This window comes from Sphingobacterium bovistauri (assembly GCF_020295405.1).
In the GTDB taxonomy this organism is placed as follows: Bacteria; Bacteroidota; Bacteroidia; order Sphingobacteriales; family Sphingobacteriaceae; genus Sphingobacterium; species Sphingobacterium bovistauri.
On sequence record NZ_JADEYP010000026.1, the window covers coordinates 1 to 13584 of the forward strand.

The following is a 13584-nucleotide window of genomic DNA, read 5'->3' on the forward strand; positions in this document are numbered from 1 at the left end:
AAAGGAAATAATAAGTTATATCAATTACTATAATAAGGTTAGAATTAAATCAAATTTAAAAGGAATGAGCCCGATAGAATACCGAGCTCATTATTTCAAAAAGATTGCATAAATTCGTCTAACTTTTGGGGGGCAGTCCAATTTAAGTCTCCTTTTCTATTTATATAGAATATTCTAATATTATTTAGCTAATTCCTCAGCGATTGCTTTACCAATTTCAGCAGGAGACTCAACGACACGGATACCACACTCGCGCATGATAGCCATTTTTGCCGCAGCTGTATCGTCTGCACCACCTACGATAGCACCAGCGTGCCCCATACGACGTCCAGGAGGCGCTGTTTGACCAGCGATGAAACCAACAACTGGTTTAGTGCCATTTTCTTTGATCCAACGAGCTGCTTCAGCTTCCATACCACCGCCGATCTCACCAATCATGATGATACCTTCAGTTTCTGGATCGTTCATTAACAATTCCACAGCTTCTTTTGTTGTAGTTCCGATAATAGGGTCACCACCAATACCGATAGCGGTAGTGATACCTAAACCTGCTTTAACAGTTTGGTCTACTGCTTCATATGTTAATGTACCTGACTTAGAAACAACACCTACTTTACCTTTTTTGAAGATAAAACCTGGCATGATACCAATTTTAGCTTCTTCAGCTGTGATGATACCTGGACAGTTAGGACCGATCAAACGAGAATTTTTGTCACTCAAGTACGATTTTACTTGAATCATATCTTTAGTAGGGATACCCTCTGTAATACAAACTATTAATGCAATGCCCGCAGCGGCAGCTTCCATAATGGCGTCAGCAGCGAAAGCTGGTGGAACGAAAATAATAGAAACATTAGCACCTGTAGTATCAACAGCGTCTTGTACTGTATTGAATACCGGACGGTCTAAGTGAGTTTGACCACCTTTACCAGGTGTAACACCACCTACAACTTGCGTTCCGTACTCAATCATTTGAGACGCGTGATAAGTACCTTCTGTTCCAGTGAAACCTTGAACGATAACTTTTGAATCTTTATTTACTAATACACTCATTGTTCTAATTTTTAGCAGAGCAAATCTACTATTTTGTAACGACTTCTGGAAATATTGCTTACTCTATTCGGTCTTTTTTTTATCAGAACTTTATTTTCTTTAGCACATCCCAGAGGACAATTCCTATAGTTACTGATACATTAAAAGAATGCTTTGTGCCAAATTGAGGTATTTCTATGCAGCCATCTACTATGGACATGACTTCTTCATCTACACCATGAACTTCGTTTCCAAATACAAAAGCATATTTTGTATCTGATTCTATTTCAAATTGTTCCAATGATATTGAATCTTTAGCTTGTTCAATAGCTAAGATTTTATACCCTTGCTTTTTTAATTGATCGATAGCTTCTGTTGTTTCTTTATAGTGTGTCCATTGTACAGACTGCGTCGCTCCTAATGCCGTTTTTTCAATTTCACGATGAGGTGGAGTAGCTGTAATACCACATAGGATGATTTGTTCGATAGCGAATCCATCTGCTGTACGAAATGCAGAGCCTACGTTGTGCATACTGCGTACATTATCTAGTACTATAGTAATAGGTGTCTTCTCTAATTCTTTGAATGAATCAATATCAACTCGATTGAGCTGATCCATAGATAATTTTTGCATGGCACAAAAATACTTATTTTACCTTTAATATAGATGGAAGCTGTATTATCTCCATAATTTTATTTATCTTTGCTTCGTTAATAGAAGATTCGGAAAGAAACTTTAAAATAGATTTTGAATATTCAAGAATACTCGTTATTTTTGCAGTCCGAATTTAGTATAAAAAGTATAATAAAAAAATATAGCTAAGAGAAATGGCAAATCATAAATCAGCGATTAAAAGAATTAGAGCTAACGCTGCGAAGCGTTTAAGAAACCGTTACCAAGCAAAAACTACGCGTAACGCCATCAAAAAATTACGTACTACAACTGATGCTACTGAGGCAAAGGAATTATTACCTCGTGTTGTTTCTATGCTTGATCGTTTGGCTAAGAAAAACGTAATTCACAAGAAAAAAGCATCTAACAACAAATCTAAATTAACTAAATTAGTTAACAAATTAGGTTAATCTTTAGATACTAAGATATATTAGGACACTAAAAAGTGTCCTTTTTTTGTTGTTTATATTTCAATACTTAACATTAAAGGCTCGATTAATTCGAGCCTTTAATGTTAAGTATGTTTTGGATAAGGGTATTGAGCTTCTCTGGTTGTTTTTTATACTTTTCTAAATCATATAGCTCAACCTTACGAAAATCTATTGGGTGACTTTCTGACTGTAGATAAATGTAACCACCTGTAATAGGTTGGCCATCTTTTTTTACAGCTGGATTATGTCCATCAACCATATCGCCTCCTATTTGAGGTTTTGAATATTCAATTACAGTCTGACCTTCCAATACATGGCGGATAACAGAGTCTCCTAATACAACGAATTCTGCTGTCACCCATTGATCTCCGTGATAGGTCTTTGATTTGGCGTTTATACAATGCGGTGTAAATAGTTTATCATTCATGACTACATGTGTGCCAGGAGTACACAAATTTGAAGTTGTGCGTATCGATTTAGGGTCATTATCACCTCCTAAAAATTGTGCTTCAATAGAAATGGGGAAGTTCTGGTCTTTCCACATTGTTTTTGGGTCCTGACCGTGTAGCATAGCCCCGCTATTGCGCCATGCCCAAGCTTCACCCTCTGTAGCTTGCTCACCTATGAATCTATATTCAACACGTAACACATAGTATGAATAAGGTGTATTGTATGCAATATGACCATAACGGAAATTAAATTTATCATATTGGTCATATCTCACCTTCATCATACCATCCTCTACACGAAAGGTATTTCCGAAGTTTTCTCCAACCTCATAATTTCTAATTTTGGGTGTCCAATTTTTTAGATCTTTTCCATTAAAAAGTTGAATGGCTTTTGGAAGATCAGTACTGGACTTTACAGATTTTTGTGGTGTAGAGCAAGATAAAATAGATACAGTCGCTAATGTCGACAATACAAACGCTTTAAGTCTCATATATTTAAGTTTAGATTTGAGTTATTTATAGTAAAGTATTTTGGTGTTTCACATAATCACTTGGGCGAACGCCAATTACTTTGTTGAAAGTATTACTAAATGTTGGTAAGCTACTATAGCCAACTTTTAGTGCTACTTCATTAACACTTAGTTTTTCATCCAAAAGCAACTTTAGTGCTGTCAACATACGCAAAATAGTGTAATATTGGATAAATGACATGTTTAATTCTTTTTGAAACAATCGAGCGAGTGTTCGCTCACTTATATCAAAGTTGTTTGCCAATACTTTGAAGCTTACGTTTTCGGAGATATTGGACTCTAAAAACTTGATAATATCCTTCAATTTTTGATGTTGAGGATACGGCAATGCCAATGGCAATTCTGATTGCGATAGTTCAGGTAGGATTAGCTTAAATGCTTTTGCGATGGAATATTTAGGTTCCTCCACCGGGAAAATATTACCATTCCAACGATTGGTAAACATGATTAGTTCGATCAATAAATCACTAACTGGATAAATGTTTATTTTATCAAAAAAATCTGTATCTGTTTCATATTTAGGAAAATATAGATTTCGCATCACAACGTGTGAAGAACTAGGATGTATGCTGTGTTTTATTCCAGCCGGAATCCAAATATAATGTCTTGCTGGTAGAAAGTAAGATTTATTAGCTGTTTTCAAAAAGACAACACCACCCTCCGTATATAAAAATTGCCCTTTCTTATGTATGTGTTCACCAATATAACTATCTCCCATTAATGCGTGATGACAATATATACTATCTTCGAATGCATCAACCTCGGTCATGTAATACTTATTTACATATTCCTTTTCCATATCTAATAATTTGAAACAAATTTCTAATTTTTAAGTTAAATAACCAAAAAGTAAGTGTTTGGTCACTTTGATTTTTGGTTATTTATCGTTATTTAACCACTATTATCGTGCTAGAATATTCATTAAAATAATGTTTATGAGTGATTTGACAGATTAGCAAAATAATTTTAATGGTATTAATTGTTATTAAGTCGTTGTTTTTCAATCGCTTACTTTATTTTCAGCGTTGTGAGATAATTAACTGACTGAAAAGAATAAAAATGACATTTTATTAATGAGTAATATTGTAATGTTATTTGATTATAAGGTAGATAACATCTATTAATTTACGTTTGAATATGAGTTTAAGTAGAATACGTTTAGAATCTTTGAATAGTAAAGTTATGTCTGCTCAAGAGGCGGCGGCTTTGATTGAGGATGGTATGGTCGTTGGATCTAGTGGTTTTACTAAGGCGGGTGATAGCAAAGTCGTATTACCAGCTTTAGCTGAAAGAGCAAAAATAGAACCTTTGAAAATCACGTTGATAACTGGAGCATCACTTGGACATGGTACCGATGGTAAACTAGCTGAAGCCGGTGCTTTAGCAAAGCGTATGCCTTTTCAAGTTGATCGAATCTTACGTGATAAAATTAATGCTGGTGAAATACTTTATATCGATCAACACCTGAGTGAGACGGCAGAATTAATACACAATAAAAATATTGCTGGTGTTGATATCGCTGTATTAGAAGTTGCATGTATTGAAGCTGATGGTAGTATTGTTCCTACGACTTCAGTAGGTAACTCAGTTACTTTTGCGGCACTTGCAAAAAAAGTGATTTTGGAAGTGAATACAGCAGTTCCATTAGAAATTAAAGGTATTCATGATATCTATCAGGCTGAAGATTATCCAAGAAGAAATGTAATTCCTATTGTAGCTTCAGAAAATAAAATTGGAAGAAAGACTATCGCATTAGATCCCTCAAAAATTGTAGGTATCGTGATGTCAGATATTGAAGATAGTCCTGCTGATATAGCAGAACCAGATGATAAAACTACAGCAATAGCAAATCACATTTTGGGTTTCTTTGAAAATGAGGTTAAATTGGGGCATTTGACAGAAAGTTTATTGCCTTTGCAAGCAGGAATTGGTAAAGTAGCGAATGCTGTTTTGACTGGATTTAAAAATAGTAATTTTAAAAATCTGACCATGTTTTCTGAGGTGCTTCAAGATAGTACTTTTGATCTTATTGATGCCGGTAAAATGGATTTTGCGTCAGCTTCTTCGATCACAGTTTCAAAGGCTTGTTATGATCGTGTTTTTTCTAATTTGGATAAATACAGAGATAAAATGGTCTTGAGACCTCAAAATATTTCCAATACACCTGGGCTTGTACGTCGATTAGGAATCATTGCTATCAATACTGCTATAGAATTTGATATTTATGGAAATGTAAATTCAACTCATATTTCGGGTACTAAAATAATGAATGGTATTGGTGGTTCGGGTGACTTTGCTCGTAATGCTTATTTAAGTATTTTCGTTGCGCAGGCTGCTTCAAAAGAAAATAAAATATCGCATGTACTACCAATGGTATCTCACGTTGACCATACTGAACATGACGTTGATATTTTAGTTACAGATATAGGGTTGGCAGATTTACGTGGTTTAGCTCCACGTGAGCGTGCGAAAAAAATCATTGAGAATTGTGTTCACCCTGATTATAGAGAAGAGTTACAGTCTTATTTTGATAGGGCTTGTGAGCGAGGTGGACATACACCACATCTTTTGGAAGAAGCATTTAGCTGGCATTTGCGTTTATCCGAGACGGGTACTATGAAAAAGAATTAATATTAATACTTTCTTGATTTTTATTGAATAGAAGTCGCAATTTATATTGCGACTTTTTTAGTGTATTTTCTTTTACGTAAGTATTGTTGAGTAATCCCTAGGATAAAAAGAAGTAGTATTGGAAATACAACATTTATTAGTTGCCATTTTAATTTGTCTTGCTTGACAATTGCTTGATCCAGCAATCTCAATTTTACTTCTCTGTTGCGTAGGCTAATGAGTTTTTCGTCATTCGCTAAATAATCTACAATGTTTTGTAATAAAGTTTTATTTGCAAATTGTTGTTCAGTAAACCTATCCCAACCTAATGGATAAGGCGATTGGTCTTTTGTATTTATTTGATTAATTAACCAGTCACCATCTGATATGACAAACATTTTAGCCGGCTGTGATATATTAGATAAGTCTACTGCGTTATTAATACCAGGTGGCGTTGGTCTATTTTCAAAAATATAAGGAAAATGACCAGATAGCATTACAGCTACAGCTTTCTGCTCACTACGGAATGTATTTATGTCAGGTTGTTCTTCTACGATTTGCAGCGAGATTCTCGAGCCTGTTTTATATGTTTTTGAAAAGGGAGAAGACTCTAAGATTATTTCTTTTTTAATAGTAGGGGTCGCAATAGTATCTATTGTTCCTATAAACTCGGATCGTATACCATCCAGATTTTTAACCGCAGCATGTGTACGATTTGGCATTAGGATAGGATAGAAGAACCATGGGGTTAATTCAATTTGGGGCTGACCATTTATATTACCTACTGACAGTGGAATTTGAGCACAATTCATATCGGCAATCAAATCATAATTTAATCGTACCCCATACAAAAATAGTTGGTCATCAAGATTTAATTCTTTTCCGAGTAAAACTTGATGAGTTGATTCTCTTAAATTTTCAATATCTGCATTGACTTGATCAATTGCCCATATGACTGACCCTCCATTTCGCACAAAATAATCTATTTTGTATTTGTCACTTTCTGAGAATTTATGTTGAGGTTTGGCGATGACTATAACTGAAAATTTCTGTAGCTCTTCCATAGCAATGGAATCCAAATTTACTCTTCCGACCTGATTTGATTGGGCAAAGGTTTGCATTGCGTCATACAACTCCAAATCTGAAGGTTCGCCATGTCCCTCGGTAAATCCAATAAAAGTTTTTGAGTCGGATGTGAGTTTCTTTATTGCTGAAATTAGGCCATATTCAATGTTTTCAATAGAATTATTGAGGACTTGTTCTGGAGAGAGCCCAATCTTGTTTTGTAATAAATTTACGTTTATCTCTTGTTCACCCTTGCTCACTATTGCATAAGGAAAAATAAGATTTTGGGCTAATCCGCTGCTATTTTTTACACTTAAATTTGTAGGTTGTAATCCTCGATCAACTAAAGCTGCAATTAATTCTTGTTGATCTTGAGCAGAGCCATCCTGAGGGTTGATAATATTTACTTTAATAAAGCCATTTGAAGCTGTATACATGTCTCGAGACATATCGATAGCGGATTGTCGCAAACGTTTAAAACCACTAGGCAATTCACCGTCTAAGAATATGGTAATGTAGATATTATCGTCAATTTCTTTTAGTATTTCTTTCGACGTGTGGCTTAGGGTATATCTTTTGTCCTCTGTAAAATCAATTCTTCCGAATAAGTTTGTAATAAAGGATTGATTTAATGTTAATATCAAAATTAAAACAATAGTATAAGTGGTAAATGACTTTTTACTTGATCTGAATTTTCTACCCAAATGAACTATAGAAAGTGTTAAAAATAATGTAGTGAAACTTATGAAGTAAATGAAATCTTGAGCGGTCAATACTCCTCTGCTTAATGCATCATAATGGTATTGAATTCCTAACGAGGAGATGGTATCTCCGTAGGAGTATAAATAGGAGAAACTACTTATTGCATCAAACCCATAATATGTAATAAAACATAACACAACAGCGAGTAAAAAAGCAATGATGGGATTATCAGTCAGTGAGGAGCTAAATATCGATATGGCTGTAAATGATGCTGATAATAAAAATAAACCTAAGTAGGAGCCAATTATTCCTCCGATATCTATATTTCCAATAGGTGCGGCTAGGAAATACAGACATATTGGATATACTAATGTTAGTAAAATCGCTAATAAGGAAATGGTATAGCTTCCTAAAAACTTAGCTAAAACAATATTGGAAAAGGTGATTGGCTTGCTTAATAATAAATCAAAAGTGCCATTTGCTTTTTCTCCCGCAATGCTCTGCATAGATATAGCAGGGATAAGTAACAATAGTAAATAGGGGCTTAATCTGAAAAAAGATTCCAGGGTCGAATATCCGTTATTCAAAATTGATGTTTCAGGAAATATCCATGTCAATAAACCTGCTATTAGAAGAAATAATCCAATAGCTAAATATCCAATGAAAGAATTGAAATAAGAAATTATCTCTTTTTTATAAATGCTTAGCAAAGTTACTCGAGGTTTAATGTTCGAAAATATGAAAATATGCCACACATTGCAATAATTATGTGGATTTTTGGTTTTACTTAGTTAGTTGAACGAAAATTTCTTCCATCGAGAGATTTGGGTATCTAGAATTTTTATCACGTAATAAAAATTGATCTTTAATCTTTCCTTGATGAATGACAATAATCTCATCACAAATCGCTTCCACTTCTTGCATTAAGTGTGTAGAAAGAAGAACTGTTTTTTCTTTGGATAAATCACGAATTAGCTGCCTGATTTCAATAATTTGATTTGGATCTAATCCAGTTGTTGGTTCATCCAATATCAAAACTTTAGGGTTATGAATAATTGCACAAGCCAATCCGACCCGTTGCCTATATCCCTTAGATAACTCTTTTATCTTTTTGTGCTGTTCGTGTACCAGTCCTGTTTTTTTAACAACATCTTTAATTCGTGTTGAAACATTATCTAGATTGTATAATGCGGCTTGGAATTCTAGAATTTCGCCTACATACATATCCAAATACAACGGATTATTCTCCGGTAGATATCCAATGTTTTTTTTTGATTCTAAAGAGTTTTGTTGAATATTAATTTCTTCAATCCAACATTGACCTGATTCGATTGGTATTATGCCAGCTAAAGTCTTCATCGTCGTGGATTTCCCTGCTCCATTGGGACCAAGAAATCCAATTATACCATTGCTTGTCTTATGGAAACTTACATCTTGCAATGCAAATTGTTTTCCAAATTTTTTACTCAGATTTTGAATACGAATAGACATGGTTTATCGATTTAAAAATGGGGACTCTAATTTTCTCTTCTTAATAAAGAAATCAAGAGCTTTTTGCGCTTCTTCAGGACGATCTGTGCTCAGGATGTCAGCACCATTTTCGATGTATTCAGCATAGACTTGATATCCTCTACTTTTAGTCTGTTTGTCGAGGTTGCCAATTGTGCCTAAAATGGTCTTGATACCATGTGAATGCAATAAGTCTATTAATTCTGTTTTTGGTTGTGAAGTGCCTACGAAGGCAATTAATCTATTGTCAGGTATTCCTGCTTCCGCAAGTTTAGCTAAATCTTTTTGAGACTTAATACTTACAGAAAGCATAAGGTCTGGATTAATTCGGTTTATGGCACGAGCCTGATTAGAATTGTAGGTAATCACTACAGCATATGACTGAGCATTCGTTTTTTGAATGATTTGATTTAATAATTTGTAAGGCACATCTTGTTTGACATCCAACGTAAAGATCACATTTCCTTTACCCCAGACAAGCGCTTCTTCTAGCGTTGGAATCTTATACTCTGTCAACTCTCCGTTGCTATCTTTTAATCGGATTTTTTTCAAGTCTTCTAAAGAGTATGAATTGATTGAGCCGCTGCCGTTCGATGTGCGATCTAATGTTTCATCATGCATCAATACCAATACAGAATCTTTTGACATTCGTACGTCACATTCAATAATAAGTGGAAATTGCTTTGCCCAGTATTCAAATGTTTCAATAGCATTTTCAGGATAGCCTTGTGTATCACCTCCACGATGAGCACTGACAAGGGGAACTCTTTTTTCTGAATAAGTTAAAAATTCGTATAGGTCGTCTAGACTATTTATGTTAAAGTTGCTCGAGGAGAATAAAGACTTTTCATAGTTGCTTTTGGAAGTTACCGTGTCTTGCTGTGACTGTGGGGGCGTATTTCTAAAACAACCGACTATAACGATAAAGCTTATAGCAAAAGCGATACTATTTAAAATCTTTTTCATTTATTTCTGCTGGTAATTTTTAATCAAAAGAATGATTTCTTCTAATGGTGTGTGTATTTGTTCAAATTTTATGTGTGCTCTATCGTAGTATTCAGCACGTTCATTAAGCTTGGAATCAATGAATTCAAATAATTCATCTCCTGATAAATCCTTTAAAACAGGTCTTTTATTGACATCGGATTGGCTCAATCGCGACCATAATGATTTACTGGTGTGATACAGATAAAGAGAAAGTCCATTCTCATTAATCCAATCCATATTATCAAAGAAACAAGGTGTCCCTCCTCCAGTGGAGATGATAGCAATTCGCCCTGTTTGTTTTTTTAAGTATTCGGTTTCTAATTTCCGAAAGCTTTCTTCTCCATATTGTTGAAAATATTCTGGAATTGTCATTCCTATATTTGCAACAATTTCATGATCTAGATCTACAAATGGAAGTTCTAATGCATTCGCGATTTTTTTACCCCAAGTCGTTTTTCCGCTTCCCATGAAGCCAACTAAAAAAATAGGTTTGTCCATTTTATTATTTCAGATAAGTAGAAATCAATTCTTCCTTAGTTGGGAAAGTATTTTTAGACCATTTTTGTATTACTACACCATTTTGAAGTAACATTACCCCAGGATTGGATCTTACCATGCTTTTCAGAGGAACTGCATCAGCATAAAAAGTTTCTAAAACTAAATCTAATTGGTCATTCAAGTAATCAATATCAGAGCTAGCACTGGCTGTTAGTAGTACCGCTCTCAAGTTAAAGTCTTCACTTAATGATTTGATGGTTTGATTAATCTTATCCAGAGCTAAGAAATCAGTAGGAGTGAATTTGGATACATCAACACTTGTTACAATAAAATTGTAATGTGGGTTTTCAATAATTTCTTGTGTAAAGTCTTGTCCCTCTGTATCCGATATGATCAAATCTGGAATTGCAACTTGATACCCCTTCTTAATCAATTTTGTCACTGGCTCGCCAATAATTTCCCAATTTTCATCTTCCCAAATTTTTTGACCCATATATTCTTTGTCAGTCATTTTTTTTGTCTCACCGGATTGTTTGTTTTTCAAATTATAAATGTGCTCAAACTCATCTTGCGGTGCTCCTTCTGGGGCCTTCATTAATGAAGGAAGGTGATTGCCTATTTTGTATGGCAAGAAATCTACAAATGGTAAGTATTTGTAGGTATAAATACCTATTCCAAAAGAAAAAATAATAGTCAATAGGGTTAGTGTATTATTGGTAAAGGAACTTTTGAAAATAGGTTCAATTTTGTGTCTTTTGATAAAGATTATACCGATAAAGATTAATAATACTAAATCTTTAATGAATGACTCCCATGGTGTTAGTGGGATCGCGTCACCAAAGCATCCGCAAGATGTTACCACATCAAAAAATGCGGAGTAGAAAGTTAGAAATGTGAAAAAGATAATCATTAATAACAATCCCCAAGCAATTATATTACGAGCAATACCTAAGAGTAATAACACCCCACAAATAATTTCAAAGGCGCAGATAATTATAGCAATCCAAGTACTGTAGTCATTTAGAATATTTAAATGAAAAACATGAAAGTATTCTTGCAATTTGAAACCAAAGCCCATAGGGTCGTTGGCTTTAATTAAACCAGAAAATATAAATAATAACCCAACAAATATGCGTGATAGCCAAAGTGAAAGATCTGGTTTAGTGGAGCTATTTTGAAGAGGTGTGTAATATGAAGTGTTCGACATAGTCTTATTTTTTATCAGCAAATTCCATTTTAATTAAAGCAAATACTGCATAATTCAACATATCTTGATAATTGGCAGCTAAACCTTCTGATACGATTGTTTTTCCGTCATTGTTTTCAATTTGTTTAACACGGTGCAATTTCATTAAAATCATATCGGTCATCGAAGATATGCGCATATCACGCCATGCTTCACCATAATCGTGATTTTTGGCAAACATTAAATCACGAGTCTGATTCACTTTTTCAGTATATTTTTGTTCGACGAAGATTGCGTCCAAATTTTCATCCCCCTCTTCGCCCATTTCCAATTGCATAAGTGCAATCACACAGTAATTTATTATAGCCACAAATTCGCCTGCAATATCTTCCCCAACCTTAGAAACTTGTTTGATTTCCAACGTACGAATGCGTTTTGCTTTGATATAAAGTTGGTCTGTTATTGAACTTAAACGCATGATACGCCACGATGTGCCATAATCTTGAGTTTTATTCACAAAAAGTTTTTTACAAAAATCAATTACCGCATTATATTCTTCCGTCGTATTCATTATATAGTTGTTAGGATATGTTGTGTTACAAATATAATCAGAAATGTACTTAGCCTATAGTCAAAATAGTGTTTGATTTTGGTATTTTATGACAAATTGTAATTTATTTTCGAGTAACTTCGAATATACTTTAAAAATACATGAAGGGAATTAATAAACCAGATATTCGAGAAGTCGAAATTACACGATATGCACAACCATTTCGTGAAGGAGGTTCACTTCCAGGATTGGTCGATGCGGACGATGGCTTTAGTTATGTTATTAAATTTAGAGGCGCTGGACAAGGTAAAAAAGCTTTGGTGGCTGAATTGATTGGGGGTGAGTTAGCGCGGTTTCTAGGATTACGTATGCCAGAATTGGTGTTTGCGAATCTGGACGAATCATTTTGGAGGTTGGAAGCTGATGAAGAAATTCAAGATTTGTTGAAATTTTCTATCGGTAAAAATCTTGGTGTTCATTTTTTGAGTGGAGCAATTACATATGATGCGAATGTAGATGTCGTTGGAGAAGAGGAGGCGTCTAAAATTGTATGGTTGGATGCTTTATTGATGAATGTAGATCGGACAGCTCGCAATACAAATATGTTGATGTGGCATAAAGAATTGTGGTTGATAGACCACGGTGCTTCCTTGTATTTTCATCATTCTTGGGATAATTGGGAAGATTATGTCGCGAAACCTTTTGTGCAGATTAAAGATCATGTTTTGTTGAAGCAAGCGTCTAAAGTACAAGAAATACAGGATAATTATGGTGCTATGTTCACTGAAGAGAATATTCGTGGTATTTTGAATGTTATACCAGACGAATGGTTGGAAGAGGTGGGGAGAGATTTAAACCCTACGCAAGTAAGAGAAGTGTATCTTAAATTCTTGATGAGAAGATTAGCAAATGCATCGATGTTTTTAAATCAAATAGAAAATGAGCGTAAGAACATTGTATGAGTATGCTGTAGTACGCGTAGTTCCTAGAGCTGAGCGTGAAGAGTTTGTGAATGTAGGGGTAGCTTTGTATTGTAAGAAGTTTCGATATGCAGAGTTTCTTTTTCATCTTAATGCACATAAAATAAAAGCCTTATATAGCGAATCAGATATTGAAGAGATAAAAAGACATTTGGAGTCATTTCAAAAAATTTGTGCAGGAGATAAGTCTTATGGTAGGATAGCTAATCTTGATCAAGCTGAACGTTTTCGTTGGCTAACAGCAAATAGGAGCACAATTATTCAATGCTCACCATCACATACGGGTATGTGTATTTCTGCAGAAGATACGCATAAAGAGTTAGTGACTAAATTAGTTCTATAAAATCTATAATAATAGTAGATTTTTTTGATTCTAAAAATG

15 protein-coding genes are annotated in these 13584 nt (G+C 34.4%); 5 read left to right on the forward strand and 10 right to left on the reverse strand.

What is annotated here, in order from left to right:
• The first annotated feature begins 10 nt into the window (after positions 1-10).
• On the forward strand, positions 11-112 hold the full coding sequence (locus IPZ78_RS17375) for an IS3 family transposase (RefSeq protein WP_394371242.1): 102 nt from the start codon (positions 11-13) through the stop codon (positions 110-112).
• Between the two features lie 68 nt (positions 113-180).
• Here IPZ78_RS17375 and sucD read toward each other — a convergent pair whose 3' ends face one another.
• Both sucD and IPZ78_RS12945 read right to left on the reverse strand, forming a co-directional pair.
• Positions 181-1053, reverse strand: a complete 873-nt coding sequence (gene sucD / locus IPZ78_RS12940) for a succinate--CoA ligase subunit alpha (protein WP_225554353.1) — start codon at positions 1051-1053, stop codon at positions 181-183.
• An 82-nt stretch (positions 1054-1135) separates the two neighbouring features.
• Positions 1136-1666, reverse strand: coding sequence for an RNA methyltransferase (locus IPZ78_RS12945; protein WP_225554354.1), 531 nt, complete (start codon positions 1664-1666; stop codon positions 1136-1138).
• A gap of 194 nt (positions 1667-1860) precedes the next feature.
• Between IPZ78_RS12945 and rpsT the strand changes: the two genes are divergently transcribed.
• Entirely contained in the window at positions 1861-2115 is a 255-nt protein-coding gene (gene rpsT, locus IPZ78_RS12950; RefSeq protein WP_225554356.1) for a 30S ribosomal protein S20, read from the forward strand.
• 85 nt (positions 2116-2200) lie between these two features.
• Here the strand turns inward: rpsT and IPZ78_RS12955 are convergent, their stop codons facing one another.
• Together IPZ78_RS12955 and IPZ78_RS12960 are read right to left on the reverse strand one after the other, a co-directional pair.
• Positions 2201-3076: a 3-keto-disaccharide hydrolase gene (locus IPZ78_RS12955; RefSeq protein WP_225554358.1), complete on the reverse strand. Its 876-nt coding sequence runs from the start codon at positions 3074-3076 to the stop codon at positions 2201-2203.
• 25 nt (positions 3077-3101) lie between these two features.
• Positions 3102-3914 carry a helix-turn-helix transcriptional regulator gene (locus tag IPZ78_RS12960; RefSeq protein ID WP_225554360.1) on the reverse strand — a complete coding sequence of 271 codons (813 nt, stop codon included), beginning with the start codon at positions 3912-3914 and terminating at the stop codon, positions 3102-3104.
• A 338-nt stretch (positions 3915-4252) separates the two neighbouring features.
• Between IPZ78_RS12960 and IPZ78_RS12965 the strand changes: the two genes are divergently transcribed.
• Positions 4253-5746 carry a succinate CoA transferase gene (locus IPZ78_RS12965; RefSeq protein ID WP_225554363.1) on the forward strand — a complete coding sequence of 498 codons (1494 nt, stop codon included), beginning with the start codon at positions 4253-4255 and terminating at the stop codon, positions 5744-5746.
• A gap of 41 nt (positions 5747-5787) precedes the next feature.
• Here IPZ78_RS12965 and gldG read toward each other — a convergent pair whose 3' ends face one another.
• The 6 genes from gldG to IPZ78_RS12995 form a co-directional block, all read right to left on the reverse strand.
• On the reverse strand, positions 5788-8202 hold the full coding sequence (gene gldG / locus IPZ78_RS12970) for a gliding motility-associated ABC transporter substrate-binding protein GldG (RefSeq protein ID WP_225554365.1): 2415 nt from the start codon (positions 8200-8202) through the stop codon (positions 5788-5790).
• Positions 8203-8275: 73 nt separating this feature from the next.
• Positions 8276-8983 carry an ATP-binding cassette domain-containing protein gene (locus tag IPZ78_RS12975; protein ID WP_225554367.1) on the reverse strand — a complete coding sequence of 236 codons (708 nt, stop codon included), beginning with the start codon at positions 8981-8983 and terminating at the stop codon, positions 8276-8278.
• A 3-nt stretch (positions 8984-8986) separates the two neighbouring features.
• On the reverse strand, positions 8987-9967 hold the full coding sequence (locus IPZ78_RS12980; RefSeq protein WP_225554369.1) for a glycerophosphodiester phosphodiesterase family protein: 981 nt from the start codon (positions 9965-9967) through the stop codon (positions 8987-8989).
• Positions 9968-10486, reverse strand: coding sequence for a shikimate kinase (locus IPZ78_RS12985; RefSeq protein WP_225554371.1), 519 nt, complete (start codon positions 10484-10486; stop codon positions 9968-9970).
• Between the two features lie 4 nt (positions 10487-10490).
• The gene (locus tag IPZ78_RS12990; protein WP_225554374.1) at positions 10491-11693 is read right to left on the reverse strand and encodes a BT_3928 family protein; all 1203 of its coding nucleotides are present in this window, start codon (positions 11691-11693) and stop codon (positions 10491-10493) included.
• A gap of 4 nt (positions 11694-11697) precedes the next feature.
• The gene (locus tag IPZ78_RS12995; RefSeq protein WP_225554376.1) at positions 11698-12243 is read right to left on the reverse strand and encodes a DUF1599 domain-containing protein; all 546 of its coding nucleotides are present in this window, start codon (positions 12241-12243) and stop codon (positions 11698-11700) included.
• A gap of 140 nt (positions 12244-12383) precedes the next feature.
• Here IPZ78_RS12995 and IPZ78_RS13000 point away from each other — a divergent pair, with 140 nt between their 5' ends.
• Positions 12384-13184, forward strand: coding sequence for a HipA family kinase (locus tag IPZ78_RS13000; protein WP_225554378.1), 801 nt, complete (start codon positions 12384-12386; stop codon positions 13182-13184).
• Positions 13162-13545 (forward strand): DUF3037 domain-containing protein, encoded by a 384-nt coding sequence (locus IPZ78_RS13005; protein ID WP_225554380.1) that lies wholly within the window; start codon positions 13162-13164, stop codon positions 13543-13545. Before IPZ78_RS13000 ends, IPZ78_RS13005 begins: the two co-directional genes overlap by 23 nt.
• Positions 13546-13584: the final 39 nt, after the last annotated feature.